This is a genomic window from Burkholderia sp. SCN-KJ, from assembly GCF_024656005.1.
In the GTDB taxonomy this organism is placed as follows: Bacteria; Pseudomonadota; Gammaproteobacteria; order Burkholderiales; family Burkholderiaceae; genus Burkholderia.
This window is the reverse complement of the sequence record NZ_JANKOG010000008.1, coordinates 282,720-308,931: the sequence shown is the minus strand read 5'-3', so window position 1 is coordinate 308,931 and position 26,212 is coordinate 282,720. Positions and strand designations below refer to the sequence as shown.

General features: G+C 66.3%; 24 protein-coding genes and 1 pseudogene. 14 read left to right on the top strand and 11 right to left on the bottom strand.

Going from position 1 to position 26,212, the window contains the following annotated elements:
- Positions 1-39: 39 nt before the first annotated feature.
- The 5 genes from dut to NQV17_RS16295 all read right to left on the bottom strand — a co-directional run bounded on the left by dut (position 40) and on the right by NQV17_RS16295 (position 6,256).
- Complete coding sequence (gene dut / locus NQV17_RS16315) at positions 40-486, bottom strand: dUTP diphosphatase (RefSeq protein ID WP_257773012.1); 447 nt, start codon at positions 484-486, stop codon at positions 40-42.
- A 55-nt stretch (positions 487-541) separates the two neighbouring features.
- Positions 542-1,753: a bifunctional phosphopantothenoylcysteine decarboxylase/phosphopantothenate--cysteine ligase CoaBC gene (coaBC, locus tag NQV17_RS16310; protein WP_257773011.1), complete on the bottom strand. Its 1,212-nt coding sequence runs from the start codon at positions 1,751-1,753 to the stop codon at positions 542-544.
- 67 nt (positions 1,754-1,820) lie between these two features.
- On the bottom strand, positions 1,821-2,321 hold the full coding sequence (lspA, locus tag NQV17_RS16305; protein WP_257773010.1) for a signal peptidase II: 501 nt from the start codon (positions 2,319-2,321) through the stop codon (positions 1,821-1,823).
- A gap of 2 nt (positions 2,322-2,323) precedes the next feature.
- Positions 2,324-5,161, bottom strand: coding sequence for an isoleucine--tRNA ligase (ileS, locus tag NQV17_RS16300; protein ID WP_257773008.1), 2,838 nt, complete (start codon positions 5,159-5,161; stop codon positions 2,324-2,326).
- A 102-nt stretch (positions 5,162-5,263) separates the two neighbouring features.
- Positions 5,264-6,256 carry a bifunctional riboflavin kinase/FAD synthetase gene (locus tag NQV17_RS16295; protein WP_257773007.1) on the bottom strand — a complete coding sequence of 331 codons (993 nt, stop codon included), beginning with the start codon at positions 6,254-6,256 and terminating at the stop codon, positions 5,264-5,266.
- A gap of 122 nt (positions 6,257-6,378) precedes the next feature.
- On the opposite strand from NQV17_RS16295, the gene purN reads away from it, so the two are divergent.
- The 6 genes from purN (at position 6,379) to nadC (ending at position 13,504) form a co-directional block, all read left to right on the top strand.
- Complete coding sequence (gene purN / locus NQV17_RS16290) at positions 6,379-7,041, top strand: phosphoribosylglycinamide formyltransferase (RefSeq protein ID WP_257773006.1); 663 nt, start codon at positions 6,379-6,381, stop codon at positions 7,039-7,041.
- Positions 7,038-8,303: an RsmB/NOP family class I SAM-dependent RNA methyltransferase gene (locus tag NQV17_RS16285; RefSeq protein ID WP_044845593.1), complete on the top strand. Its 1,266-nt coding sequence runs from the start codon at positions 7,038-7,040 to the stop codon at positions 8,301-8,303. The genes purN and NQV17_RS16285 overlap by 4 nt, the downstream gene beginning before the upstream one ends.
- Before the next feature lie 18 nt (positions 8,304-8,321).
- Positions 8,322-9,704, top strand: coding sequence for a mechanosensitive ion channel family protein (locus NQV17_RS16280; protein WP_374692718.1), 1,383 nt, complete (start codon positions 8,322-8,324; stop codon positions 9,702-9,704).
- A 234-nt stretch (positions 9,705-9,938) separates the two neighbouring features.
- Complete coding sequence (locus tag NQV17_RS16275) at positions 9,939-11,135, top strand: acyl-CoA desaturase (RefSeq protein WP_257773005.1); 1,197 nt, start codon at positions 9,939-9,941, stop codon at positions 11,133-11,135.
- 354 nt (positions 11,136-11,489) lie between these two features.
- Positions 11,490-12,626, top strand: coding sequence for a quinolinate synthase NadA (nadA, locus tag NQV17_RS16270; RefSeq protein ID WP_044845643.1), 1,137 nt, complete (start codon positions 11,490-11,492; stop codon positions 12,624-12,626).
- Positions 12,623-13,504, top strand: coding sequence for a carboxylating nicotinate-nucleotide diphosphorylase (nadC, locus tag NQV17_RS16265; RefSeq protein WP_257773004.1), 882 nt, complete (start codon positions 12,623-12,625; stop codon positions 13,502-13,504). The genes nadA and nadC overlap by 4 nt, the downstream gene beginning before the upstream one ends.
- 92 nt (positions 13,505-13,596) lie before the next feature.
- Here nadC and nadB read toward each other — a convergent pair whose 3' ends face one another.
- The 4 genes from nadB to radC all read right to left on the bottom strand — a co-directional run bounded on the left by nadB (position 13,597) and on the right by radC (position 16,791).
- Positions 13,597-15,183 carry an L-aspartate oxidase gene (gene nadB / locus NQV17_RS16260; protein ID WP_257773003.1) on the bottom strand — a complete coding sequence of 529 codons (1,587 nt, stop codon included), beginning with the start codon at positions 15,181-15,183 and terminating at the stop codon, positions 13,597-13,599.
- A gap of 177 nt (positions 15,184-15,360) precedes the next feature.
- Positions 15,361-15,528, bottom strand: coding sequence for a 50S ribosomal protein L33 (gene rpmG, locus NQV17_RS16255; RefSeq protein ID WP_006478046.1), 168 nt, complete (start codon positions 15,526-15,528; stop codon positions 15,361-15,363).
- Between the two features lie 17 nt (positions 15,529-15,545).
- Positions 15,546-15,779 (bottom strand): 50S ribosomal protein L28, encoded by a 234-nt coding sequence (gene rpmB, locus NQV17_RS16250; RefSeq protein ID WP_004186391.1) that lies wholly within the window; start codon positions 15,777-15,779, stop codon positions 15,546-15,548.
- A gap of 238 nt (positions 15,780-16,017) precedes the next feature.
- A complete protein-coding gene (gene radC, locus NQV17_RS16245) occupies positions 16,018-16,791 on the bottom strand; it encodes a DNA repair protein RadC (protein WP_257773002.1) in 774 nt (257 codons plus the stop codon).
- A gap of 135 nt (positions 16,792-16,926) precedes the next feature.
- Between radC and NQV17_RS16240 the strand changes: the two genes are divergently transcribed.
- The 8 genes and pseudogenes from NQV17_RS16240 to NQV17_RS16205 all read left to right on the top strand — a co-directional run bounded on the left by NQV17_RS16240 (position 16,927) and on the right by NQV17_RS16205 (position 24,292).
- A complete protein-coding gene (locus tag NQV17_RS16240) occupies positions 16,927-17,382 on the top strand; it encodes a peptidylprolyl isomerase (RefSeq protein WP_121859565.1) in 456 nt (151 codons plus the stop codon).
- 2 nt (positions 17,383-17,384) lie between these two features.
- Entirely contained in the window at positions 17,385-18,365 is a 981-nt protein-coding gene (ispH, locus tag NQV17_RS16235; RefSeq protein ID WP_257773001.1) for a 4-hydroxy-3-methylbut-2-enyl diphosphate reductase, read from the top strand.
- A gap of 270 nt (positions 18,366-18,635) precedes the next feature.
- A pseudogene (locus tag NQV17_RS16230) lies at positions 18,636-19,468 on the top strand (branched-chain amino acid ABC transporter).
- A 211-nt stretch (positions 19,469-19,679) separates the two neighbouring features.
- Positions 19,680-20,630, top strand: coding sequence for a branched-chain amino acid ABC transporter permease (locus NQV17_RS16225; RefSeq protein WP_257773000.1), 951 nt, complete (start codon positions 19,680-19,682; stop codon positions 20,628-20,630).
- 19 nt (positions 20,631-20,649) lie between these two features.
- Positions 20,650-21,819 (top strand): ABC transporter ATP-binding protein, encoded by a 1,170-nt coding sequence (locus tag NQV17_RS16220; RefSeq protein ID WP_257772999.1) that lies wholly within the window; start codon positions 20,650-20,652, stop codon positions 21,817-21,819.
- A 23-nt stretch (positions 21,820-21,842) separates the two neighbouring features.
- Positions 21,843-22,619 carry an ABC transporter ATP-binding protein gene (locus NQV17_RS16215; protein WP_044845603.1) on the top strand — a complete coding sequence of 259 codons (777 nt, stop codon included), beginning with the start codon at positions 21,843-21,845 and terminating at the stop codon, positions 22,617-22,619.
- Positions 22,619-23,335, top strand: coding sequence for an ABC transporter ATP-binding protein (locus tag NQV17_RS16210; RefSeq protein WP_006750046.1), 717 nt, complete (start codon positions 22,619-22,621; stop codon positions 23,333-23,335). The genes NQV17_RS16215 and NQV17_RS16210 overlap by 1 nt, the downstream gene beginning before the upstream one ends.
- Before the next feature lie 285 nt (positions 23,336-23,620).
- A complete protein-coding gene (locus NQV17_RS16205; RefSeq protein ID WP_124521516.1) occupies positions 23,621-24,292 on the top strand; it encodes a DUF2278 family protein in 672 nt (223 codons plus the stop codon).
- A 21-nt stretch (positions 24,293-24,313) separates the two neighbouring features.
- Here the strand turns inward: NQV17_RS16205 and NQV17_RS16200 are convergent, their stop codons facing one another.
- Positions 24,314-24,769, bottom strand: a complete 456-nt coding sequence (locus NQV17_RS16200; protein WP_257772998.1) for a GNAT family acetyltransferase — start codon at positions 24,767-24,769, stop codon at positions 24,314-24,316.
- A gap of 13 nt (positions 24,770-24,782) precedes the next feature.
- Positions 24,783-25,967: an acetylornithine transaminase gene (locus NQV17_RS16195; RefSeq protein ID WP_257772997.1), complete on the bottom strand. Its 1,185-nt coding sequence runs from the start codon at positions 25,965-25,967 to the stop codon at positions 24,783-24,785.
- Positions 25,968-26,212: the final 245 nt, after the last annotated feature.

Here is a 26,212-nt window from a genome sequence, read left to right as displayed (position 1 = left end):
AGAAAAGGGGCCGCGAGGCCCCTTTTTGCGTTGCGCCGTTCAGTGACGGCCGGTGCTGCCGAAGCCGCTTTCGCCGCGATCGCTTTGCGCGAAGTCGTCGACGATGTTGAACTGCGCCTGCACGACCGGCACGATCACGAGCTGCGCGAGCCGCTCGAACGGGTTCAGCACGAACTCGGTCTGGCCGCGGTTCCACGTCGACACCATCAGCTGGCCCTGGTAGTCGGAATCAATCAGGCCGACGAGGTTGCCGAGCACGATCCCGTGCTTGTGGCCGAGGCCCGAGCGCGGCAGGATCAGCGCTGCGTAGCCGGGGTCTTCGAGATGGATCGCGAGGCCCGTCGGCACCAGCGTCGTTTCGCCCGGCTGCAGCGTGACGGGCGCGTCGAGACACGCGCGCAGGTCGAGGCCCGCGCTGCCGGTGGTCGCGTAGGCGGGCAGGTAGTCGCGCATGCGCGCGTCGAGAATCTTCAGGTCGAGTTTCATGCGGTCGTCGAATCGGTCGGGAAGGGCGCGGCGGCGCGGGCCGCCGCGCGGGTAATCAGATCAGGCGGTTGTCCGGCAGGCGCTTCGCGATTTCCGCGACGAGCACGTGCGCGAGTTCGTCCTTCGGCGCGCGCGGCAGGCGCGTGAGGCCGGCTGCCTCGAACAGCACGACTTCGTTGTCGTCGCGGCCGAACGTCAGCGGGCCGAGGTTGCCGACCAGGAGCGGCACGTTCTTGCGCTTGCGCTTCTCGTCGCCGTGCACGTCGAGGTCGCCGCTTTCGGCCGCGAAGCCGACGCAATACGGCGGATCGGGCAGCGCCGCGACCGATGCGAGGATGTCGGGGTTCTCGACGAACGCGAGCGCCGGCATCTTGCGGTCGGCCGTCTTCTTCATCTTGTGCTCGGCCGGCTGATCGACGCGCCAGTCGGCGACCGCGGCCACCGCGATGAAGATGTCGGCGTCGGACACCGCCTGCATCACCGCGTCGTACATCTGCTGCGCGGTCTGCACGTCCTGGCGGTACACGCCCCACGGCGTGTCGAGCGCGACCGGCCCCGCGACGAGATGCACGTCGGCGCCGGCCTGCTGCGCGGCGCGCGCGAGCGCGAAGCCCATCTTGCCGCTCGAGCGGTTCGTGAGGCCGCGCACCGGATCGAGCGGCTCGAACGTCGGGCCGGCCGTGATCAGCACGCGGCGGTGCGCGAGCACCTTCGGCGCGAAGTGCGCGACGATTGCCTCGTAGATCGCCTCGGGCTCGAGCATGCGGCCGTCGCCGACTTCGCCGCACGCCTGCGCGCCCGAATCGGGGCCGAGCACCGACACGCCGTCGGCGCGCAGTTGCGCGGCATTGCGTTGCGTGGCCGGGTTCTGCCACATCTGGCGGTTCATCGCGGGCACGACGAGCAGCGGACAGTCGCGCGCGACGCATAGCGTCGACAGCAGGTCGTCCGCGAATCCGTGCGCGAGCTTCGCGAGGAAATCCGTCGACGCGGGCGCGATCACGATCGCGTCGGCTTCGCGCGACAGGTCGATGTGCGCCATGTTGTTGCCGATGCGCGCGTCCCACTGGCTCATGTAGACGGGCCGGCCGGACAGCGCCTGCATCGTGACGGGCGTGATGAACTGCGTGGCGGCTTCGGTCATCGCGACCTGTACGGTCGCGCCTGCCTTCGTCAGCAGCCGGGTGAGCTCGGCGATCTTGTAGCAGGCGATGCCGCCCGTCAGGCCGAGAACGAGGTGTTTTCCTGCGAGTTCTGCGTGTGCCAACTCAGGCCTCCAAGGGTCAAACGGAACGACCGGCACGAAGCCGGCCGTCGACACCGAGTATGCGCGCTCAGCGCGAGCCGCGCACGCGACGCAGTTCGTCGTAGATCAGCAGCACCGCGCCGATCGTGATCGCGGAATCGGCGAGGTTGAACGCCGGGAAGTGCCAGTCGCCGAGGTGGAAATCGAGAAAGTCGATCACGTGGCCGTAGATCAACCGGTCGATCACGTTGCCGAGCGCGCCGCCGAGGATCAGCGCGAGCGACACGCTGAACAGCCGCTGGTGGCCGTGGCGCTTCAGCAGGAAGCAGATCACGAGCGTTGCGCCGACGCCGAGCGCGGTGAACGCCCAGCGCTGCCAGCCGCTCGCGGTCGACAGGAAGCCGAACGCGGCGCCGCGGTTGTACACCAGCACGAGGTTGAAGAACGACGTCAGCACATGCTGCGCGCCGTACGCGAACGTTTTCAGGATCGCGATCTTCGACAGCTGGTCGAACAGGATCACGATCAGCGAAATGCCGAGCCAGGGCGCGAGCGCGCCGCTGGTCGGTTTCGACAGGGTTTTCGCCATATTTACGCAGCGCTCCGGATTTCGCCGTTTTCAAACAGGTTCGAGAAGCAGCGGCCGCACAGCGTCGGATGATCGGCGTGCGCGCCGACGTCCTCGCGGTAGTGCCAGCAGCGTTCGCACTTCTGGTACTTCGACGCGGCCACGTCGACGCTTTCCTGCGCTTCGTCCTCGACCTTGACGACCGTCGCGGCCGACGTGATCAGCACGAACTTGAGATCATCGCCGAGGCTCGTGAGCGCGTTGTAACGCGCGCCGCTCGCATGCACGGTGACTTCGGCCTGCAGCGACGAACCGATGCGGTTCGCGGTGCGCGCCTCCTCGAGCGCCTTCGTCACGTTGCCGCGCACATCGCGCAGCAGTGCCCACTTCTCGATCAGCGCGGTCGAGCCGGCGACTTCCGGATACGCATAGTAGGTTTCCGTGAAGATCGTGTCGCTGGCCGGCTGGAACACCTTCCACGCTTCTTCCGCCGTGAACGACAGGAACGGCGCGAGCACGCGCAGCAGGCCGTGCGTCAGGTGGTACAGCGCGGTCTGTGCGGAGCGGCGGGCGCGCGAATCGGCCGCGCTCGTGTACAGGCGGTCCTTCAGCACGTCGAGGTAGAAGCCGCCGAGATCTTCCGAGCAGTACGTCTGCAGCTTCGCGACGACCGGGTGGAATTCGTACTTCTCGTAGTGGCCGAGCAGTTCCGTCTGCAGCTGCTGCGAGAACGCGACCGCATAACGATCGATCTCGAGCCATTCCTCCACCGGCACTGCATGCTGCGCGAAGTCGAAGTCCGACAGGTTCGCGAGCAGGAAGCGCAGCGTGTTGCGGATGCGGCGATAGCCTTCGGTCACGCGCTTCAGGATTTCCTCGGAGATCGCCAGTTCGCCCGAATAGTCGGTCGACGCGATCCACAGGCGGATGATTTCCGCGCCGAGACGGTTCGCGACTTCATGCGGATCGACGCCGTTGCCGAGCGACTTGCTCATCTTGCGGCCTTCGCCGTCGACCGTGAAGCCGTGCGTGAGCAGGCCCTTGTACGGCGCGCGGCCGTCGATCATCGATGCGGTCAGCAGCGACGAATGGAACCAGCCGCGGTGCTGGTCCGAGCCTTCGAGGTACAGGTCGGCCGGGAACTGCAGCTGATCCTTGTGCGAGCCGCGCAGCACGTGCCAGTGCGTCGTGCCCGAGTCGAACCACACGTCGAGCGTGTCGCGGTTCTTTTCGTACAGGTTCGCGTCGTCGCCGATCAGCTCGCGCGGATCGAGCGTCTGCCACGCCTCGATGCCCGACTGCTCGACGCGTTTCGCGACTTCCTCGAGCAGCTCGAGCGTGCGCGGGTGCAGCTCGCCGGTTTCCTTGTGCACGAAGAACGCCATCGGCACGCCCCACTGGCGCTGGCGCGACAGCGTCCAGTCGGGCCGGTTCGCGATCATGCTGAACAGGCGCTGCTTGCCCCACGACGGGTAGAAGGCGGTCGCCTCGACGCCTTCGAGCGCGGTTTCGCGCAGCGTCTTGCCGTCGTCGTTCGGCGTCACGTCCATGCCGGCGAACCACTGCGACGTCGCGCGGTAGATGATCGGCGTCTTGTGGCGCCAGCAGTGCATGTAGCTGTGCGTGTACTTCTCGCTGCGCAGCAGCGAGCCGGCCGCGTTCAGCGCCTCGACGATCTTCGGGTTCGCGTCCCAGATCGACAGGCCGCCGAACAGCGGCAGCGATTCGATGTAGCGGCCGTCGCCCATCACCGGGTTGATGAAGTCCGAATCGGTCATCCCGTGTGCCTTGCACGACTGGAAGTCCTCGATGCCGTATGCGGGCGACGAGTGCACGACGCCGGTACCGGTGTCGGTCGTCACGTAGTCGCCGAGGTAGACGGGCGCGGTGCGCTTGTAGCCGGGGTGGGCCGATGCGAGCGGGTGGTGGAAGCGCAGGTTCGCGAGCTTCACGCCCGGCGTGGTCGCGACGACGCGGCCGGTCAGCTTGAAGTCGGCCATGCAGGCTTCGACGCGTTCTTCAGCGATGATCAGCAGCCCGCGCTCGGTGTCGACCAGCGCGTAGACGATTTCCGGATGGAGGTTCAGCGCCTGGTTGGCGGGAATCGTCCACGGCGTGGTGGTCCAGATCACGATGCCGCCCTCGGCGCGCGGCAGTGCCGGCAGGCCGAACGCCTGCGCGGTCTTTTCCGGTTCCGCGAACGCGAACATCACGTCGATCGTCGGGTCGGTGCGATCCTTGTACTCGACTTCCGCCTCGGCGAGTGCCGAGCCGCAGTCGAAGCACCAGTTCACCGGCTTCAGCCCGCGATACACGTAGCCCTTCTCGATGATCTTGCCGAGCGCGCGGATCTCTTCCGCTTCGTTGACGAAGTTCATCGTCTTGTACGGGTTCGCCCAGTCGCCGAGCACGCCGAGACGCTTGAAGCCGACCTTCTGCTTCTCGATCTGCTCGGTCGCGTACGCGCGCGCCTTGCTCATCACTTCGGCCGCCGGCAGCGACTTGCCGAACTGCTTCTCGATCTGGATCTCGATCGGCATCCCGTGGCAATCCCAGCCCGGCACGTACGGCGCGTCGAAGCCGGCCATGTTGCGCGACTTGACGACGATGTCCTTCAGGATCTTGTTGACCGCGTGACCGAGGTGGATGTCGCCGTTCGCATACGGCGGGCCGTCGTGCAGGATGAACTTCGGCCGGCCCTGGCTGGCCGCGCGGATCTTCTCGTAGATGCCGCGCTCTTCCCATTCCTTGACCCACTGCGGCTCGCGCTTGGGCAGGTCGCCGCGCATCGGGAACGGCGTGTCGAGCAGGTTGACCGGATACTTGGCCTGCGGTTTCGAATCGGCTTTCTTGTTGCTCATGATGGGATCGCTATCTAAATCGGGGGACGCTCGTGCGTCGTGAATCGGGGATGCGCGCGGGTCGGCGGCGCGAGGATGCGGCGCGGGGCGCCGCCGGCCGGATCAGCTAATTCGGTCGGTCGCCGAGGTCGAGAAGCCGGTCGCGCGGCTGCCCGGCGCACGGTCGCGCTCGACGAAGTACGCGCGCGCATTCGCGACGTCCAGCGCGATCGCGCGCGACAGCGCCTCGAGATCGTCGAACTTCGCCTCGTCGCGCAGCTTCTTCAGGAATTCGACGCGGATCAGCTTGCCGTACGCGTCGCCGTGCCAGTCGAGCAGGTGGACTTCGAGCAGCACGCGGCCGGAATCGTCGACGGTCGGGCGCAGCCCGAGGCTCGCGACGCCCGGCAGCGGGGCGGGGCCCAGGCCGTGCACCTGCACGACGAAGATGCCCGCGAGCGCCGGCCGCTTGTGCGCGATCGGCAGGTTCAGGGTCGGGAAGCCGAGGTCGCGGCCGAGCTTCAGCCCGTGCGCGACGTGGCCGCTGATCGCGTAGCCGTGGCCGAGCGCCTGCGCGGCCGCGTCGAGATCGCCCGCCGCGAGCGCGGTGCGCACGCCCGAGCTGGAGATGCGCGTGCCGTCGCTGCCGGCGACCGTGCCCATCTGCTCGACCTCGAAGCCGTACTGCTCGCCGGCCGCCTTCAGCGTGTCGAAGGTGCCCGCGCGCTTCGCGCCGTAGCAGAAATCGTCGCCGACCATCATCCAGCGCGTGTGCAGCCCGTTCACCAGCGTGCGCTCGACGAACGCCTGCGGCGACTGGCTTGCGAACGTATGGTTGAAGTGTTCGACGACGACACGGTCGACGCCGTGGTCGCGCAGCGCTTCCAGCTTGTCGCGCAGCATCGCGATGCGCGGCGGCGCGCCGGCCGGGTTGAAGAATTCCCGCGGGTGCGGCTCGAAGGTCATCACGCACACGGGCAGGCCGCGCGCGTCCGCTGCCGCGCGCACGCGCGCGAGCAGGGCCTGGTGGCCGCGATGGACACCGTCGAAGTTGCCGATCGTCAGCGCGCACGGCGCGCGGCTCTCGGCGTTGGGCAGGCCGCGGAAGACTTTCACGATAGCGGATGCAGCGTCGGGGAATGGGTGGTGGGATGCCGCAAAGCAGAAGATTATAAACGTTCGGGCGGCCCGGCGGCCGAGAAGGGGGGAAACGCGGGGGCGAATGGTAAAATTCGCGGATGAAAAAACTCGTGATCCTGATTTCCGGTCGCGGCAGCAACATGGAGGCCATCGTCCGCGCGTGCGCGCAGGAACGCTGGCCGGCCGAGGTCGCCGCCGTGATCGCCAACCGGCCCGACGCGGCCGGCCTGGCTTTTGCCGCGTCGCACGGGGTGGCGACCGCGGTGGTCGACCATCGTTCGTTCGACGGCCGCGACAGCTTCGACGCGGCGCTCGCCGCCGAGATCGACCGCTTCGCGCCCGATCTCGTCGTACTTGCCGGCTTCATGCGCATCCTCACGCCCGATTTCGTCAGACGATACGAAGGCCGGCTGCTGAACATCCACCCGTCGCTGCTGCCGAGCTTCAAGGGCATCCACACGCACCAGCAGGCGCTGGATGCCGGCGTCGCGCTGCATGGCGCGAGCGTGCATTTCGTGATTCCCGAACTCGACAGCGGTGCGATCGTCGCGCAGGGCGCGGTGCCCGTGCGCGCGGGCGACGACGCGGCCGCGCTCGCGCGGCGCGTGCTGGCGGTCGAGCACGTGCTGTATCCGCGTGCGGTCCGCTGGTTCGTCGAGGGGCGCCTGCGCCTCGAGAACGGCAGGGCAGTGGTCGCGCCGGAAGAGGCGCGCTGGATTTTCGCGGATCAACCGCATACCGAAACGAGCGAGGGCGTATGAAGCTGCACGGATTCCTGATTGGCCAGACCGAGACCTTGCTGGCCGAGGTGCTGAAGTTCACCGGCCCCGCCGACGCGACGACGAGCCGGTTCTTCCGCGCGCACCCGAAGCTCGGCCACGCCGAGCGCGGCGTGATCGCCGAGGCGGTGTTCGCGGTGCTGCGCCGGAAGATGGAGTTCTCGCACCTCGCCGAGAGCGGCACGGGCAGCCCCGCGCGGCGCCTGACGCTGCTCGGCCTGATGCAGACGCTCGGCCGCAATGCGCTGAAGCCGTTCGTGTCCGACACCGAGGCCGCGTGGCTCGAGCACGTGTCGAAGATCGATCCGGCGAGCCTGCCGGTGCGCGTGCGCACCAACCTGCCCGACTGGATCTACCAGGCGCTGTCCGCCCGTTTCGACGCAGAGGAACTCGCGCAGCTCGCCGCCGCGCTGAACTACCCGGCACCGCTCGACCTGCGCGCCAACGCGCAGAAGGCGACGCGCGACCAGGTGATCGACGCGCTGCGTGCGAACGGCATCGACGCGGGCGAGACGCCGTTCGCGCCGCAAGGCGTGCGCGTCGTCGGCAAGCCGGCGCTCACGCGTCTGAAGCTGTTCGAGGAAGGCCAGATCGAGGTGCAGGACGAAGGCAGCCAGCTGCTGTGCTCGCTGGTCGCGCCGCGCCGCGGCGAGATGGTCGTCGATTTCTGCGCGGGCGCCGGCGGCAAGACGCTCGCGCTCGGCGCGATGATGCGCTCGACCGGGCGCCTTTATGCGTTCGACGTGTCGGAAAAGCGCCTCACGAAGCTGAAGCCGCGCCTCGCGCGCAGCGGGCTGTCGAACGTGAACCCGGTGCTGATCGACAGCGAGCACGACGCGAAGATCAAGCGGCTCGCGGGCAAGATCGACCGCGTGCTGGTCGATGCGCCGTGCAGCGGCCTCGGCACGCTGCGCCGCAACCCCGACCTCAAGTGGCGCCAGACGCGCACGTCGATCGAGGAGCTCACGCCGAAGCAGGCGTCGATTCTCGCGAGCGCCGCGCGTCTCGTGAAGAAGGGCGGCCGGCTCGTGTACGCGACCTGCAGCGTGCTCGACGCGGAGAACGAGGCGATCGTCGAGCAGTTCCTCGCCGACCATCCGGACTTCGTGCTGGTGCCCGCACAGAAGGTGCTGGCCGACCAGCGCATCGAACTCGAGACCGGCGACTACCTGTCGCTGTGGCCGCACCGCCATGCGACCGACGGCTTCTTCGCCGCGGTGCTGGAACGGCGCGCCGCGCAGTAACGGCAGGGCGCACGGACGATGGAGAATCTGCAGAGCCGCCTGCTGTCGCACCGGCTGGCATCGGTGATCCGGGATTTCCACCAGCCGGTCATGATCTGGCAGGCGGCGATCCTCGTCGGCGCGCTGTGCTTCGCGTGGGTTGCAGCGCGCTTCGTCCATGGGCGCATCGATGCGCACCGCCGGGCGGCCGGGCGCGCGCCCGGCGCGGGTGCGCAAAGCCTGAAGCGCGCGTTGTTTCCGCTGTTCGGCGGCGTCTTCGTGGGGATCTCGCAGCTCGCGTTCGATCCGTTCATGTCGACGTCGCTGCTGTCGCTCGCGCTCGTGCCGCTGTTCGGCATCGGGCTGATCTACGTGCTGTTCTTCTTTGCGCGGCGCGTATTCGCGCGCGACGGGCGCACGCATGCGTGGCTATCGATCGTCGAGAAGATCGTGTCGACCGTCGTGTGGGCGGCGATGGTGCTGACCGTGCTCGGGATCCAGCGCGACGTGCTCGGCTGGCTCGACAGCGTGCAGTTCCGCGTCGCGAATGCGCACCTCACGCTGCTGTCGGTGATCTCCGGCGCGCTGTGGGTGTGCGTGACGCTGATGGTCGCGATGTGGCTGGGCTCGGTGCTCGAGGAGCGCCTCGCGCGCGCCACCACGCTCGACGCGAACCTGAAGGTCGTGATGTCGCGGGTCGGCCGCGCGCTGCTCGTGTTCGCGGCGATCCTGATCGGGCTGTCGCTCGTCGGCATCGACGTGACGGTGCTCGGCGTGTTCGGCGGCGCGGTCGGTGTCGGCCTCGGCTTCGGGCTGCAGAAGATCGCCAGCAACTACGTGTCGGGCTTCATCATCCTGCTCGACCGTTCGCTGCGGCTCGGCGACGCGATCAGCGTCGGCGGGCTCCAGGGCGTCGTCACGCAGATCCGTACGCGCTATACGGTCGTGCGCGGTCTCGACGGCAACGAGACGCTGATCCCGAACGAGAAACTGATCACCGACGTCGTGCAGAACCAGTCGTCGTACCTGACACGCGGCTACGCGAAGGTCGCCGTGCAGGTTGCTTATACCAGCGACGTCGAGCAGGCGCTCGCGGTGCTCGCGGAAGCCGCGAAGGACGTGCCGCGCGTGCTCGCGGACCCGGCGCCGACGCCGTATCTGGTCAGCTTCGGCGCGGACGGGATCGACCTGGAGCTCGGCTTCTGGATCGAGGACGCGGCGAAGGGCACGTCGGGCGTGCGTTCGTCCGTGAACCGCAACATCTGGCGGCTGTTCGGCGAGCACGGGATCTCGATTCCGTTCCCGCAGCGCGAAGTGCGCGTGGTCGGTTTGCCGGAGGGGTTCGCCGCGACGGGCGTGGTCGCCGAGGGCGTGCCCGTGGCCGATGGCCGGTCGATGGACGGGCGGGCGTCGGCCGCGTAGATGGGGCGCGCCGGCGCGAATCGGGCGCGAATCGAGCGGGGCCCGCGGCCAGAACCGGATCGCGTGGCTTTCCCGGTCCGCCGATGGACTGTTCGCGTTGCGTCAAGACAAGAGAATATTCATTTTTTACAAAGACTTGGAACGGTTGAAGTAAAATTCCGGTCTACACGCGGTATGCTTTCATTTTTCTGACGTCGGCCTGCGCCGGCATCGCTCTCACCACAGGTAACTGCCTTGTTGAATTCCCTGCTCGATTTTCTTTCCCACGGGCTCCTGCGCTTCTCGTGGTGGCAGGTCGCACTGTTCGCGCTTGCCGTCACGCACGTCACGATCATCGGCGTGACGGTCTACCTGCACCGCTGCCAGGCGCACCGCGCGCTGGAGCTGCACCCGATCGCGAGTCACTTCTTCCGCGTCTGGCTGTGGATGACGACCGGCATGCTGACGGGCCAGTGGGCCGCGATCCATCGCAAGCACCACGCGAAGTGCGAAACCGAGGAAGATCCGCACAGCCCGCAGACGCGCGGCATCTGGAAGGTGTTCCTCGAAGGCGCCGAGCTGTATCGCGCGGAAGCGAAGAACGAAGAAACGATGCGCAAGTTCAGCCACGGCACGCCGAATGACTGGATCGAGCGCAATGTGTACTCGAAGTACCCGATCCTCGGCGTGAGCCTGATGATGGTGATCGACGTCGCGCTGTTCGGCGTGCTCGGCCTGACCGTGTGGGCCGTGCAGATGGTCTGGATTCCGTTCTGGGCCGCGGGTGTCGTGAACGGCTTCGGCCACTTCTGGGGCTACCGCAACTTCAACTCGGCCGATGCGAGCACGAACCTGTTCCCGTGGGGCATCGTGATCGGCGGCGAAGAGCTGCACAACAACCACCACACGTTCGCGACGTCGGCGAAGCTGTCGAACAAGTGGTACGAGTTCGACATCGGCTGGATGTACATCCGCATCATGTCGGCATTCGGTCTCGCGAAGGTGAAGAAGGTTGCACCGACGCCGCGCCTGAACAAGCCGAAGACGGTGCTCGACCAGGAAACGCTGCAGGCCGTGCTGTCGAACCGCTACGAAGTGATGGCGCGCTACGGCAAGGCCGTGAAGCGTGCCTATCGCCAGGAGCTCGCGCACCTGAAGGAACTCGGTTCGAGCGAGAAGTACCAGCTGATGCGCGGTGCGCGCAAGTGGTTCCACAAGGACGCCGACGGCCTCGACGAGCCGCAGAAGAAGCTGCTGCCGGAGATCTTTGCGAACAGCCAGAAGCTGCACACGTACTTCCAGCTGCGCCAGGATCTGGCCGCGATCTGGGATCGCTCGACCGCGTCGCGCGAACAGCTGCTCGCGCAATTGCAGGATTGGTGCCATCGCGCGGAACAAAGCGGCATCAAGGCGCTGCAGGAATTCGCGACGCGCCTGCGTCGCTACGCCTGATTCGAAATCGATTAGAATCTCAGGACGTCACAAACCCCGCGTTGGCGGGGTTTTTTCATTTGGGCGGCCGGTTTTCGAAGGGCGACCGGAAGCGCCGGAATTCGTATGAGGCTCGGGGCAGCGCTGACGTGGCGCCCCGGGGCGAGCGTAGGGATGGGGCTGGAGCAAGCGCTAGGGCGCCAACTCTGGCCGACCGCGAAGCATGGGACCAGAGTAAGCGCTAAAGCGCCAACTCTGGCCAACCGCGAAGCATGGGGCTGGAGCAAGCGCTAAAGCGCTAACTCGGGCCGACCGCGAAGCATGGGGCCCGAGTAAGTGCTAAAGCGCTAACTCGGGCCGACAGGAGATATGGAGATGCAATCGACGATCAAACCCGTCGAGTACGACCGGCCGGTCTCGGCAGGAACCGTCTGTGGCGTCGGGCAAGCGTGGGCCAAAGTGCCCGAGGCGCCGTCCGCCGAAGAGCGCGCCGCGCTGAAGGCGCGCATCAAGGCGCTGCTCGCACGTGAAAAGGCCGTGCTCGTCGCTCACTACTACGTGGATGCCGAGCTGCAGGAACTGGCGGACGAAACCGGCGGCTGCGTCGCCGATTCGCTCGAAATGGCCCGTTTCGGCCGCGACCACGACGCGCAGACGCTCGTCGTCGCCGGCGTACGTTTCATGGGCGAAACCGCGAAGATCCTGAGCCCCGGCAAACGCGTACTGATGCCCGATCTCGACGCGACCTGCTCGCTCGATCTCGGTTGCCCGGTCGACGAATTCTCCGCGTTCTGCGATGCGCATCCCGACCGCACCGTCGTCGTCTACGCGAACACCAGCGCCGCCGTGAAGGCCCGCGCGGACTGGATGGTCACGTCGTCGATCGGCCTCGAAATCGTCGCGGACCTGCACGCGCGGGGCGAGAAGATCATCTGGGCACCCGATCGCCATCTTGGCAGCTACATCCAGAAGAAAACCGGCGCGGACATGCTGCTGTGGCAGGGTTCGTGCCTCGTCCACGACGAATTCAAGGGCATCGAGCTCGACCTGCTGCGTGCCGAATATCCGGACGCGAAGGTGCTCGTGCATCCGGAGTCGCCGGAAAACGTCGTCGCGCAGGCGGACGTCGTCGGCTCGACGACGCAGCTGATCGATGCCGCCGTGAAGCTCGACGCGACGCACTTCATCGTCGCGACCGACCTCGGCATCCTGCACAAGATGCAGCTCGCGGCGCCCGGCAAGACCTTCATCGCCGCGCCGACGGCCGGCAACAGCGCGACCTGTAAGAGCTGCGCGCATTGCCCGTGGATGGCGATGAACGGCCTCGCGAACCTCGCCGATGTACTCGAGCGCGGTCACAACGAGATCTTCGTCGATCCTGCGATCGGCGCGCGCGCGCGTCTCCCGATCGACCGGATGCTCGATTTCGCCGCGGCGCACAAGAAGCGCGTGCAAGCGAGCGGCGATCTGCAGCGCGATCAGCAACTGTTCGCGAACGTGGGGGCTGCATGACCGGCGCAGTCTCTCCGCTGTTCGAAGCGGTCCGCGCACAATACGGCGCGGCGTTCGACGAGGCGATCGCACGCAACGTCGCCGATGCGATCGCCGAAGACGTCGGCACTGGCGACCAGACCGGGCGGCTCGTGCCGGCCGGCGAGCGGCGCCGTGCACGCATCATCGTGCGCGAGGAAGCCGTGTTGTGCGGCGTGCCGTGGTTCGAGGCCGTCATCGCGCGAATCGATCCGTCGATCGTCGTGCAGTGGCACTATCGCGAAGGCGACCGGATGACGCCGGATTCGACCGTCTGCGAAATCGAAGGGCCGGCGCGCGCACTGTTGACGGCCGAGCGCAACGGACTGAACTTCCTGCAGCTGCTGTCGGGCGTCGCGAGCGCGACGCGTCGTTACGTCGATCGCGTCGAAGGCACGCGCGCGCAGATCCTCGATACGCGCAAGACGCTGCCGGGCCTGCGGCTCGCGCAGAAGTACGCGGTGCGGGTCGGCGGCGGCGAGAACCAGCGTCTTGCGCTGTACGACGGCATCCTGATCAAGGAAAACCACATCGCGGCTGCCGGCGGTGTCGGCGAAGCGCTCGATGCGGCGTTCGCGCTCGAATCAGGCGTGCCGGTGCAGGTCGAAGTCGAGACGCTCGCGCAGCTCGACACGGCGCTCGCGCATGGCGCGCAGTCGGTGCTGCTCGACAACTTCACGCTCGACATGATGCGCGAGGCAGTGCGTATCGCGTCCGGCAAGGCCGTGCTCGAAGTGTCGGGCGGCGTCAATTTCGATACGGTGCGCACGTTCGCGGAGACGGGCGTCGACCGCATCTCGATCGGCGCGCTGACGAAGGACGTGCGCGCGACCGACTACTCGATGCGGATCGTCGACTGACCGCACGACATACCGTCTGACGAAAAAAGCCGCTGGCGCGCATGACGCCAGCGGCTTTTTTTGTGCGGCTGCAGCCGGGAAGGGCGTACCGGTCAGCGGCGCGAGCGGGGCGTGAGCACGCTCGGCAGCGCCTTCGGCAGCGTGTGCGGCCAGTCGCGGCTGTAATGCAGCCCGCGGCTTTCGCGGCGCGAGTACGCGCTCTTCACGATCAGCGTCGCGACGTCGACGAGATTGCGCAGTTCGAGCAGGTCGCGCGTCACGCGGAAGTTCGCGTAGTACTCGTGGATCTCGTCGCGCAGCAGCGACAACCGGTGCTTCGCACGTTCGAGACGCTTGTCGGTGCGCACGATGCCGACATAGTTCCACATCAGCCGGCGCAGTTCGTCCCAGTTGTGCGCGACGACGACTTCCTCGTCCGCATCCGACACGCGGCTTTCGTCCCATGCGGGCAGCGTGGCCGGCGTGTCGGCGTCGAAGCCGGCCGCTTCGATCGCCTCGGCCGCCGCGCGGCCGATCACGAGGCATTCGAGCAGCGAATTGCTCGCGAGCCGGTTCGCGCCGTGCAGCCCCGTGTACGACGTCTCGCCGACCGCATACAGGCCCGCGAGATCGGTGCGCCCCGCGAGGTCGGTGACGACGCCGCCGCACGTGTAGTGCGCGGCCGGCACGACCGGAATCGGCTGCTTCGCGATGTCGATGCCGAATTCGAGGCAGCGCGCATGGATCGTCGGGAAGTGTTCGCGCAGGAACGCTTCCGGCTGGTGGCTGATGTCGAGATACACGCAGTCGATCCCGCGCTTCTTGATCTCGAAGTCGATCGCGCGCGCGACGATGTCTCGCGGCGCGAGTTCCGCGCGCGGATCGTGGGCGGGCATGAAGCGCGTGCCGTCCGGCAGCTTGAGCAGGCCGCCTTCGCCGCGCACGGCTTCCGAAATCAGGAACGACTTCGCATACGGATGGAACAGGCAGGTCGGGTGGAACTGGATGAATTCCATGTTCGACACGCGGCAGCCCGCGCGCCACGCCATCGCGATGCCGTCGCCGGTCGCGGTGTCGGGGTTCGTCGTGTACAGGTAGACCTTGCCGGCGCCGCCGGTCGCGAGCACCGTGTGCGGCGCCTCGATCGTGATCGTGCGGTCGTTGTCGACGTCGAGCGCATACAGCCCGTGACAGCGGCGGCCGGGCAGCCCAAGCCGGTCCGACGTGATCAGGTCGATCGCATGGTGGTTTTCGAAGAACGTGATGTTCGGATGCTGGCGTGCGCGGTCGGACAGCGTCGCGAGCACCGCATGGCCGGTCGCGTCGGCCGCGTGGATGATCCGGCGGTGGCTGTGGCCGCCTTCGCGCGTCAGGTGGAAACCGAGTTCGGCCGCATCGTCCTTCGTGAACGGCACGCCCTGCGAGATCAGCCATTCGATCGCTTCGCGGCCGTGCTCGACGATGTAGCGCGTCGCGCCTTCGTCGCACAGCCCGCCGCCGGCGACCAGCGTGTCGTCGACGTGGTTCTCGATGCTGTCCGCCGAATCGAGGACGGCCGCGATGCCGCCTTGCGCGTTATCGCTTGCCCCCTCCATCATCGAACGTTTCGCGATCAGCGCGACACGTCGCGTGCTGGCCAGGTTGAGTGCGACCGACAGCCCTGCCAGGCCGCTGCCGACGATCGCCACGTCGAATTTCATGCTGCATCTCCATCGTTACGCTTTAGAGCTTTAGATCTTTGCGTTCCGTCGGCCTTGGCCGCGGAAAGGGGAGAGCATACCGCGTCGGGCCCGAGCGTGCGCGCGAAACCGCGCAAAACAAAAAGCCCCGCATGTGCGGGGCTTTTCGGTCGCCGTCAGGCTGGCAGAAACCGGAGATTACTTGATCTTGGTTTCTTTGTATTCCACATGCTTGCGGACGACGGGATCGAACTTCTTGATCGCCATCTTTTCCGGCATGTTGCGCTTGTTCTTCGTGGTCGTGTAGAAATGACCCGTACCAGCGGTCGACTCAAGCTTGATCTTGTCGCGTGCGCCTTTTGCCATGATTGTGCTCCTTGGGCTTAGGCTTCGCCGCGTGCGCGCAGGTCAGCGAGCACGGAATCGATGCCGTTCTTGTCGATCAGGCGCAGGCCGGCGTTCGAGACGCGCAGGCGCACCCAGCGGTTTTCGCTCTCAACCCAGAACCGGCGGTTTTGCAGGTTCGGGAGGAAGCGGCGCTTCGTCTTGTTGTTGGCGTGGGAAACGTTGTTGCCGCTCATCGGCGCTTTCCCAGTTACTTGGCATACGCGTGCCATGAGAGCACTCCTAATACGCTAAATTCGGGGTTCGATCGCCGATGAAGGTTCCATCGTACCGCCACGTGATCCATGGCTGCACTCAGAACGCCGAAGCCTGTACAGACAAGGCCCTTCGATGGCTAGAACTGGTTGGAAAAAAGACAGACGATGATTCTAGCAGAAAAAGTTCAGAAAAATCAAACCCAATTTCGCATCGTCGTTGCGGCGGCCCCGGGGCGGGTCGCCGGGCCACAGTCTACAGCCAACCGGCGCGCGCGAACGAAAATGTATCGCTGGTGCCGACGACGACGTGATCGAGCAGCCGCACGTCGACGAGTTCGAGCGCGTCTTTCAGCACGCGCGTCAGGCGGCGGTCCTCCGCGCTCGGCTGGACCGCGCCCGACGGATGATTGTGCGCGACGATCAGCGCCGCGGCGTTCTGCTGCAGTGCGCGGCGCACGACCTCGCGCGGATAGACGGCCATGCGCGTCAGCGAGCCGCGCGTGATTTCCTCCATGTCGATCAGGCCGTTGCGGGCGTCGAGGTACACCGCAATGAATACTTCGTGCGGGCGCGAGCCGATCTTCAGCCGCAGGCAATCCTCGACGGCGCCGGGCGAATCGATCTGCAGGCGCGCTTGCGCCTTCTCCTCCAGCATGCGCCGCGCGATCTCGGTGACCGCGACGAGCCGTGCGGAGCGCGCGGGACCGATGCCGGGGTGCATCTCGAAGTCGCCGGTGGTCGCCTCGAGCAGACCGCGCAACGTGCCGAACTGCCTGACCAGCGCGCGGGCGGTGACGAACACATCGTGCCCGGGCTTGCCCGTGCCGAGCAGCAGCGCGATCAGCTCGTCGTCGGTCAGTGCGGCGGGCCCGCGCTCCAGCAGCCGTTCGCGCGGCCGCTCGGGGCGCCAGTCGGCCGGGCGGCGCTTGCGCAGGTGGATCGGGACGACGCGGCCCGGCGCAGCGGCCGGTGTGTCGGCGGTGTCGCGGCATTCGGCCGGCGCGACGGCGAGAGAGGATGACGGCATGATCGAAACTCCATTGGCGGCGGCCGTGTGCGCGACGTCGTCGCACTTTCAGCCTTGCGCGCTCAGGTGACTTACAATATTGGCTTTGCGCCGGGCCTTTCGGCCAGTTCGGGCGCCGACGAACACGAGTCATTCATGAGCATCATCGATCTATCCGAAGTGAAGCCCGGTTCCCACGTGACGCTGCATTACCGGCTGGCACTGGCCGACGGCGCCGACATCGTCAACACCTTCTCCGACAAGCCCGCCACGCTGCTGCTCGGCGCCGGGCAACTGGCGCCCTCGCTGGAACAGATTCTGCTCGGGCTCAGGGTCGGTGACCATTCGACTTTTCAGCTAACGCCCGAGCAGGCGTTCGGTCCCCGCAATCCCGACATGCTCCAGCGCGTGACGCTGTCGACGCTGCGCGAGAACGGGATGGTCGGCGACGATTTCACGCCGGGCGAACTGATCGAATTCAACGCGCCGGACGGCGGCCGCTATGCAGGGGTGCTGAAGGAAGTCAGCGAAACCTCGGCGCTGTTCGACTTCAATCATCCGCTCGCGGGCCAAGCGCTCACGTTCGAAGTGAAAATCATCGGAATCCTGTAATCATGAGCACCACCGATACGCTGTCCGGGCAGACCGTCGCCGCCGATGCCGAAATCCTGCTGGCCCAGCCGCGCGGCTTCTGCGCAGGGGTCGATCGCGCAATCGAGATCGTCGAGCGCGCGATCGCGATGCACGGTGCGCCGATCTACGTCCGTCACGAGATCGTCCACAACAAGTACGTGGTCGAGGATCTGAAGAAGAAGGGCGCGATCTTCGTCGAGGAGCTCGAGGAAGTGCCGGCCGGCAACACTGTGATCTTCAGCGCGCACGGCGTGTCGAAGGCCGTGCGCGACGAGGCGGACGTGCGCGGATTGCGCATTTACGACGCCACCTGTCCGCTCGTCACGAAGGTGCACGTTGAAGTGGCGAAGATGCGCCAGGATGGCGTCGACATCGTGATGATCGGCCACAAGGGTCACCCGGAAGTCGAAGGCACGATGGGGCAGGTCGAGCGCGGCATGCATCTCGTCGAAAGCGTCGAGGACGTGCAGAAGCTCGCACTCGCCGATCCCGAGCGCATCGCGCTCGTCACGCAGACGACGCTGTCCGTCGACGACGCGGCCGAGATCATCGGTGCGCTGAAGGCGAAGTATCCGATGATCCGCGAGCCGAAGAAGCAGGACATCTGCTACGCGACGCAGAACCGCCAGGATGCGGTGAAATTCATGGCGCCGCAGTGCGATGTCGTGATCGTCGTCGGCAGCCCGAACAGCTCGAATTCGAGCCGCCTGCGCGAAGTGGCGGAGAAGCGCGGCGTGGCCGCGTACATGGTCGATGCACCCGACCAGATCGATCCGGCCTGGGTCGCAGGCAAGCGCCGGATCGGCGTGACGGCTGGCGCATCGGCGCCGGAAGTGCTCGCCCAGGCGGTGATCGCGCGGCTGCGCGAACTCGGCGTGCGCAATGTGCGTGCGCTTGACGGCATCGAGGAAAACGTGTCGTTTCCGCTGCCGCGCGGGCTCAACCTGCCGCCCGCCGCCTGATTGCCGCATCGCACCCTGCGATACCCCGAAGCGCGCCTCCCGGCGCGCTTTTTTTTGCGTCGCGAAAACGCGACGCAACCATTGTTCGCATCAATGGTGCAACCCGGTTGCTATCGCTGCGCTTAGCCGCGTCTAAAAATTGGTTGCAATGCAGGAAAACCCCATCGAATCAGGATTATTGGCGGCCTATAAATGGAGTTACAATGCGCCCGTTTTCAGGCCGGAATGGCTTTGGAATCGGGTTTTGGCAAGGCGCGGGAGACCTACTCGATGCATGTGAAGTTGGCTGACGCCATGTCCGTCGCCGCACCGGTTGCAATGCTTGCCGGCTGTAGCAAAAAGAGCGACGACGAGGCGGGCAGGGAGACTGCGGGACCCGCAGTACCGGCGGCCAGCCACGTGCGCGCTGCCGGACCCGGTCGTGCGGCGCGGTCGGTGTGCCGCATTGCGCAATCGAACAGTGACAAGGACAACGGGGCACGTTTGGCGATCGAGGAATTCAACGCGCAGGGCCCGAAGATCGGCATGCATTCGGCACGGCGGGCAGCACGCGCCGGCGGCGCTGCCATCGACCGGGCGACGGGCAAGCTGATTGCCCGACAACGAGCCGCCGGCCGTGATGCGGCAGCAGCAGGGCGCGCCGCACGGCGGGCGCCCGGGTTTCGGGGCAACGCAGGCGACGTGCAGATGTCACTGATTCCCTTTCATTTCGATTCGACGAAGCAGCGTGTCGCCGCGACCCATCGCGTCGCGGCGGGCGGTCTGCTTCGTTTCACGGATTCCGACACAGTCCTGACGAAAGTCGGGCGCCACCTTCGCGATGCCGGTTCGGGCGCCGCGCGGGCGGCGGACGGCCGGCTTGCACTGCAGGCGACGGCGTCCGGCATCGGAGCGCAAACCCTTGGCGACATCGGCATGTGCGCCGTCAAGGTGGTCGAGCCCGCGGGCGACGCGGCGCGGAACCTGATCTGCCCGGACGCGGGGTTCGCCCCGGCCCGGACGGAAAAAAGCATGGCGTTCGGGCAACCGGACACCGTTGCGGCACGCTGCCCTACGACTTCAAGGAGGCCAAGTACACCGTCCTCGATGTCGTGACGATTTAGCGACGGGACTCATGATGGCACCGGAACAGTGCGGTGCCGTTTCTGTATCCGCTCCGGCGGCAGGTCCGGCTGTACAGGCCGGGCGGCGCGCGCCGGGACGATCCACCCTTACCGGTATCGACTAGTACCCGCAGTGTCGCCGAGAAGGCGCGATTCCTCGCTTACCCGCGGGGCGCAACGTCCTCCGGCAGCATGGGCCAAGGAGCTTTAAATGGATATTTTCGTCCAGCAGATCCTCAACGGGCTGGTGCTCGGCAGTGTGTACGCCATCATCGCGTTGGGTTACACGATGGTGTACGGCATTCTCGGCATCATCAACTTCGCGCACGGCGACGTGCTGATGATCGGCGCGATGGTCGCCCTGTCGGCGATCACCGTGCTGCAGAACCACTTTCCCGGACTCGGCAACGTCGCGACGCTGACGATCGGCCTTGGCATCGCCGCGATCGTCTGCGCGTGCGTGGGCTACACGATCGAGCGGGTCGCGTACCGGCCGCTGCGCCGCGCACCGCGTCTCGCGCCGCTGATCACCGCGATCGGCGTGTCGATCCTGCTGCAGACGGCCGCGATGATCATCTGGTCGCGCAACCCGCTGCCGTTCCCGCAATTGCTGCCGACCGATCCGATCAACGTGATCAAGGCGACCGACACGACGCCCGGCGCCGTGATCTCGGTCACCGAAATCGTGATCATCGCGGTGGCGTTCATCGTGATGGCGGGCCTCTTGCTGCTCGTGCACAAGACCAAGCTCGGCCGTGCGATGCGCGCGATCGCCGAAAGCCCGAACACCGCGAGCCTGATGGGCGTGAACCCGAACTTCGTGATCTCCGCGACGTTCATGATCGGCTCCGCGCTCGCCGCGCTGGCCGGCGTGATGATCGCGTCCGAATACGGCAACGTGCACTTCTACATGGGCTTCATCCCCGGCATGAAGGCGTTCACCGCGGCGGTGCTCGGCGGGATCGGCAACCTCGGCGGCGCGATGGTCGGCGGCGTGGTGCTCGGCCTGATCGAGCAGCTCGGCGCGGGCTACATCGGCAACCTCACGGGTGGCGTGTTCGGCAGTAACTACCAGGACGTGTTCGCATTCATCGTGCTGATCATCGTGCTGGTGTTCCGTCCGTCGGGCCTGCTGGGTGAACGTGTCGCGGACCGCGCGTAACGGAAGGGGAGCAAACAACATGACATCCATTCAACCGATCGAATCCTCGACGTCGCTCGTCGAAGAACGCAACACGACGAAGACCGTCGTCATCGGCATCCTGACCGCGGCCTTCGTGATCGCGGCGCCGATCATCATCGGCTCGGCAGGCGGCAACTACTGGGTCCGCGTGCTCGACTTCGCGATGCTGTACGTGATGCTCGCGCTGGGGCTGAACGTGGTGGTCGGCTTCGCCGGCCTGCTCGACCTCGGCTACATCGCGTTCTACGCGGTGGGCGCGTACACGGCGGCACTGCTGAGTTCGCCGCACCTGAGCTCGCAGTTCGAGTGGATCGCGGCGCTCGCGCCGAACGGCCTGCACATCCCGTTCCTGGTCATCGTGCCGATCGCGATGGCGCTGGCGGCGACCTTCGGGATCCTGCTCGGTGCGCCGACGCTGCGCCTGCGCGGCGACTACCTGGCGATCGTGACGCTCGGCTTCGGTGAAATCGTCCGGATCTTCATGAACAACCTCGACCGTCCGGTGAACATCACCAACGGCCCGAAGGGGATCACGGGCATCGATCCGGTGCACGTCGGCGGCTTCAACCTGTCGCAGACGCACTCGCTGTTCGGCTTCCAGCTGCCGTCGGTCTACATGTACTACTACCTGTTCGTGCTGTGCTCGCTGCTGGTGATCTGGACGTGTACGCGCCTGCAGCACTCGCGTATCGGCCGTGCCTGGGCCGCCATCCGCGAGGACGAAATCGCCGCGAAGGCGATGGGCATCAACACCCGTAACGTGAAGCTGCTCGCGTTCGCGATGGGCGCGTCGTTCGGCGGCCTGTCGGGCGCGATGTTCGGTTCGTTCCAGGGCTTCGTGTCGCCGGAATCGTTCACGTTCTGGGAATCGATCGTGGTGCTGGCGTGCGTGGTGCTCGGCGGCATGGGCCACATCCCGGGCGTGATCCTGGGTGCGGTGCTGCTCGCAATCTTCCCGGAATTCCTGCGCTCGACGATGAGCCCGCTGCAGCATGCGCTGTTCGGCCATGACATCGTCGATACGGAAGTGATCCGTCAGGCGCTGTACGGCCTCGCGATGGTGATCATCATGCTGTACCGCTCGGAAGGCCTGTGGCCCGCGCCGAAGCATGAGGACAAGATCGCGAAACTGGCGAAGCGCGCCGGCAAGAAGCCGGTGCGCGCTTAACCGACGGACAAGGGGATAAACACATGAGCGACAAGCAAATCCGACTGTCCGTCTCGGGCGTGAACAAACGCTTCGGCGGGCTGCAGGCACTGTCCGACGTCGGCCTGCAGATCAAGGAAGGCGAGATCTACGGCCTGATCGGCCCGAACGGCGCGGGCAAGACCACGTTCTTCAACGTGATCACGGGCCTGTACACGCCGGACTCCGGCGAGTTCAAGCTGGACGGCACGGAATACAAGCCGACCGCGGTGCACCAGGTCGCGAAGACGGGCATCGCGCGCACGTTCCAGAACATTCGCCTGTTCGGCGGGATGACGGCACTGGAGAACGTGATGGTGGGCCGCCACGTGCGGACCAAGCACGGCCTGTTGGGCGCGGTGTTCCAGACGCCGGCCGAGCGCCAGGAAGAGCGCGAGATCAAGGAACGCGCGATCGAGCTGCTCGAGTACGTCGGCGTGCTGCAGTATGCGGACTACACGTCGCGCAACCTGTCGTACGGCCACCAGCGCCGGCTGGAAATCGCACGCGCGTTGGCAACCGACCCGAAGCTGCTCGCGCTCGACGAACCGGCGGCCGGGATGAACGCGACCGAGAAGGTCGAACTCACGCGCCTGCTCGACAAGATCCGCTCGGACGGCCGCACGATCCTGTTGATCGAGCACGACGTGAAGCTCGTGATGGGATTGTGCAACCGGATGACGGTGCTCGATTACGGCAAGGTGATCGCCGAGGGTCTGCCGCAGGACGTGCAGAAGAATCCGAAGGTGATTGAGGCATATCTCGGCGCAGGGGTGCATTGATGGCAGCGGCAATGTTGAAAATCAAGGGCTTGCAGGTCAACTACGGCGGCATCCAGGCCGTCAAGGGCGTTGACATGGAAGTCCGCCAGGGCGAGCTGGTGACGCTGATCGGCGCGAACGGCGCGGGCAAGACCACGACGATGAAGGCGATCACGGGTCTGAAGCCGTATTCGGCGGGCGACATCGAGTACGACGGCAAGTCGATCAAGGGCGTGCCGTCGCACGAGCTGCTCAAGCGCGGCCTTGCGATGGTGCCGGAAGGCCGCGGGATCTTCGCGCGGATGTCGATCATCGAGAACATGCAGATGGGCGCGTACCTGCGCAACGACAACGAGCAGATCAAGAAGGACGTCGACCGGATGTTCGGCTTCTTCCCGCGGCTGAAGGAGCGTGCGACGCAGCTCGCGGGCACGCTGTCGGGCGGCGAGCAGCAGATGCTGGCGATGTCGCGCGCGATCCTGTCGAAGCCGAAGCTGCTGCTGCTCGACGAGCCGTCGATGGGCTTGTCGCCGATCATGGTCGAGAAGATCTTCGAAGTGGTGCGCGAGATCTCGAAGGAGGGCATCACGGTGCTGCTGGTCGAGCAGAACGCGCGCCTCGCGCTGCAGGCAGCCGACCGTGGCTACGTGATGGACTCGGGCACGGTCACGATGGAAGGCGACGCGAAGCAGATGCTCGACGATCCGAAGGTGCGGGCTGCGTATCTGGGTGAGTGAATGAGCGGGCCCGGTGCGGCGCGACGGCGGATGCCGGCGTGCCGCCCAAGGGCTTTCGAAAGGCTGTCACGGGATACCGTGACAGCTTTTTTTTTCGTGCGGCGCGCCCGGCGGCGAACCGCGCGCGCGGATGCGACTCCATTCATTCGACAGTGACGCCGACCATGCGGCGCGGGACACGGTAGCGCGAAGGCCGTCCGCTACCGGCCGTCCGCTACCGGCCGTCCACCAACCGTCACGCAGGCTGCGTAGCATGGTCGGTCCATCGGGACACGGAGAGCACCCATGAGTCTGGACTACGGTTTCGTGAAGGCGAAGGTGACGTCGGTGGCGCAGCTGAAGGGCTCGCCGCACGGCAGCGAGATCCAGTATCACATCCACCTGACGCTCGCGTTGCCGAGCGGCGACTGGGACGTCGCGATCAATGTCGGCACCAACGACGCGGACGACCTGCTGAACTACAAGCTCGTCTACGATTTCCATCATCCGGTCACGGCGACGCTCGCGGCCGCGGCCGAGGGCTATACCGATCTCACCGGGCAAACCGCGCTGCCGGCGCTCGACTATCTGCGCAGCGACATCCTGAACGAGACGGGCGCATGGCGCGCCAGCGCGGTGATGGACGGCACCGAGAACGCGGAGCCGATCCCGTCGCTGCTGCGGCTCGTCAATGCCGCGCAGTCGCAGGGGCTCGACGTCGTCGTGTTCGGCCGCACGTATAGGGAGGGCAACGGCATCCACGACACGCACATGAACCAGGGTTCGACAGGCGCGAACTACCTGCATCGCGCGGGCAACGACCACAACGATCACAACGACGTGTGGCAGGACGGCGCGTTGATCGTGCGCGTGAGCGAGTCGCAGTGGGCCGCGTATTTCGCGGCGTTCGAGCAGCAGGCCGTGCCGACCGACGCGCTCGGCAATCCGCTGCCGGACGCGGGGCCGATCACGCGCTGAACGTGGCGGCTGCCGACGGCGTCACGCGGCCGGCAGCGTCTTGCCGAACGAGATGCGTTCCTCGACGCGATAGCCGAGCGCCGCATAGAAGCGGCACGCATCGTCGTTGCCGGGCAGCACCTGCAGGTTGATCTTCAGGCAGCCGCGCGCGGCGAGCGCGCGTTCCGCATGCGCGATCAGCGCGCGGCCGATGCCGAGCCGCCGCGCGTCGTTCGACACGCCGAACGAGTAGAGCCAGCCGCGATGTCCGTCGAAACCCGCCATCAGCGTGCCGACGACCCGCGCGCCGCACGTCGCGACGAAGAACAGCTCCGGCTGCGTCGCGAGCTTCAGCTCGATCGATCGCAGCGGATCACGGTGCGGCGGCGCGCCGGCTTCGTCGTACTGCGGGAACGCGTCGTGCCATACCGCGAGCACGGCATCGGTGTCGGCGCGTTCGAACGGGCGGATCGCGACAGCATCGGCGGCGGCATCCATCGCGGCGGTTTCCTTAGAGCGTGTCGAGGATCGACCGCAGCATCGCCATCATCTGGTCGATTTCCTCGGTCGTGACGTTCAGCGCGGGCATGAAGCGCAGCAGGTTCGGGCGTGCCGCGTTCAGCAGCAGGCCGTCGGGCTGCATGTCGCGCGCCTTCTCGACGATCTGCGGGCCGATGTCCTTACCGAGCAGCAGCGCGCGCAGCAGGCCTTCGCCGCGTTCGCCCTCGAAGCCGCGCTCCTCCGACAGCTCGAGCAGCCTGCGCTTCAGGTATTCGCTGCGCGCACGCACGCCTTCGAGGAAGCCGGGCGCGACGAGCTGCGAGATGACCGAGTAGCCGACCGCCGTCATCAGCGGGTTGCCGTTGTACGTACCGCCCTGGTCGCCGGCCTCGAACACCGCGACCTCGGCCTTCGACAGCAGCGCGCCGAGCGGTGCGCCACCGCCGATGCCCTTCGCGAGCGTCATGACGTCCGGCTCGATGCCGGACAGTTCGTACGCGAACAGCGTGCCCGCGCGGCCGCAGCCGCTTTGCACCTCGTCGACGATCAGCAGCAGGTTGTGCTGCTTCGTCAGCGCGCGCAGCGCCTGCATGAATTCACGCGTTGCCGGAATCACGCCGCCTTCGCCCTGGATCGGCTCGAGCATCACCGCGACGGTCTTGTCGGTGATCAGCTTCTCGACGGAGTTGATGTCGTTCAGCTCGGCCTTCGGGAAGCCCGGCACCTGCGGTGCGTAGATCGTGTCCCAGCCCGGCTTGCCGCTGGCCGACATCGTCGCGAGCGTGCGGCCGTGGAAGCTGTGGTCGAACGTGATGATCTCGTACGCGCCGTTCTTGAACTTGCGGCCCCATTTGCGCGCGAGCTTGATCGCGCCTTCGTTCGCTTCCGCGCCGCTGTTCGTGAAGAACACCTTGTCGAACACGCTGTGCTGCGTGAGCAGGCCTGCGAGCTTCGCCATCGGTTCGTTGTAGAACGCGGGCGACGGATTCAGCAGCTTCTCGGCCTGCGTCTTCAGCGCTTCGACGATGCCGTCGTTGCAGTGGCCGAGGCTGTTGACGGCCCAGCCCTGAATGAAGTCCAGATAGCGCTTGCCCGTGTGATCGTAGAGCCACGAACCCTTGCCGTGCGTAAACACGATGTCGGGGCGGTTCGTGATGTACATCAGCGAGTCGATCGGGTAATCGTTCAGGGGCATGGCAGCAGACTCCAGCGGACGTTGAAAGGAAAACGGGCAATAAAAAAGCCACGGAAGGCCGTGGCTGGTGGGTCGAACAGCTTGTGCGTAACCGGTGAAGCGGAGGAGGGGGTTACGCGCGAGTCCGTGACGAGCCGGCGGCATCCGGGCGGAGCGGCGAGCGGCGACGTCGAAGTGCGGACAGGAAGCGGTTCATGTGCGCAAGCATAAGGCATCCCGCGCCCCACTGTAAACCGCCGCGATGC

Excerpts from the sequence above, each read along its gene's own strand:
- dut (WP_257773012.1), bottom strand. The coding sequence starts at position 486 with ATGAAACTCGACCTGAAGATTCTCGACGCGCGCATGCGCGACTACCTG.
- lspA (WP_257773010.1), bottom strand. The coding sequence starts at position 2,321 with ATGGCGAAAACCCTGTCGAAACCGACCAGCGGCGCGCTCGCGCCCTGG.
- ileS (WP_257773008.1), bottom strand. The coding sequence starts at position 5,161 with ATGAGCAACAAGAAAGCCGATTCGAAACCGCAGGCCAAGTATCCGGTC.
- purN (WP_257773006.1), top strand. The coding sequence starts at position 6,379 with ATGAAAAAACTCGTGATCCTGATTTCCGGTCGCGGCAGCAACATGGAG.
- NQV17_RS16285 (WP_044845593.1), top strand. The coding sequence starts at position 7,038 with ATGAAGCTGCACGGATTCCTGATTGGCCAGACCGAGACCTTGCTGGCC.
- NQV17_RS16280 (WP_374692718.1), top strand. The coding sequence starts at position 8,322 with ATGGAGAATCTGCAGAGCCGCCTGCTGTCGCACCGGCTGGCATCGGTG.
- nadA (WP_044845643.1), top strand. The coding sequence starts at position 11,490 with ATGCAATCGACGATCAAACCCGTCGAGTACGACCGGCCGGTCTCGGCA.
- nadC (WP_257773004.1), top strand. The coding sequence starts at position 12,623 with ATGACCGGCGCAGTCTCTCCGCTGTTCGAAGCGGTCCGCGCACAATAC.
- nadB (WP_257773003.1), bottom strand. The coding sequence starts at position 15,183 with ATGAAATTCGACGTGGCGATCGTCGGCAGCGGCCTGGCAGGGCTGTCG.
- rpmG (WP_006478046.1), bottom strand. The coding sequence starts at position 15,528 with ATGGCAAAAGGCGCACGCGACAAGATCAAGCTTGAGTCGACCGCTGGT.
- rpmB (WP_004186391.1), bottom strand. The coding sequence starts at position 15,779 with ATGGCACGCGTATGCCAAGTAACTGGGAAAGCGCCGATGAGCGGCAAC.
- radC (WP_257773002.1), bottom strand. The coding sequence starts at position 16,791 with ATGCCGTCATCCTCTCTCGCCGTCGCGCCGGCCGAATGCCGCGACACC.
- NQV17_RS16240 (WP_121859565.1), top strand. The coding sequence starts at position 16,927 with ATGAGCATCATCGATCTATCCGAAGTGAAGCCCGGTTCCCACGTGACG.
- ispH (WP_257773001.1), top strand. The coding sequence starts at position 17,385 with ATGAGCACCACCGATACGCTGTCCGGGCAGACCGTCGCCGCCGATGCC.
- NQV17_RS16225 (WP_257773000.1), top strand. The coding sequence starts at position 19,680 with ATGGATATTTTCGTCCAGCAGATCCTCAACGGGCTGGTGCTCGGCAGT.
- NQV17_RS16220 (WP_257772999.1), top strand. The coding sequence starts at position 20,650 with ATGACATCCATTCAACCGATCGAATCCTCGACGTCGCTCGTCGAAGAA.
- NQV17_RS16215 (WP_044845603.1), top strand. The coding sequence starts at position 21,843 with ATGAGCGACAAGCAAATCCGACTGTCCGTCTCGGGCGTGAACAAACGC.
- NQV17_RS16210 (WP_006750046.1), top strand. The coding sequence starts at position 22,619 with ATGGCAGCGGCAATGTTGAAAATCAAGGGCTTGCAGGTCAACTACGGC.
- NQV17_RS16205 (WP_124521516.1), top strand. The coding sequence starts at position 23,621 with ATGAGTCTGGACTACGGTTTCGTGAAGGCGAAGGTGACGTCGGTGGCG.
- NQV17_RS16200 (WP_257772998.1), bottom strand. The coding sequence starts at position 24,769 with ATGGATGCCGCCGCCGATGCTGTCGCGATCCGCCCGTTCGAACGCGCC.
- NQV17_RS16195 (WP_257772997.1), bottom strand. The coding sequence starts at position 25,967 with ATGCCCCTGAACGATTACCCGATCGACTCGCTGATGTACATCACGAAC.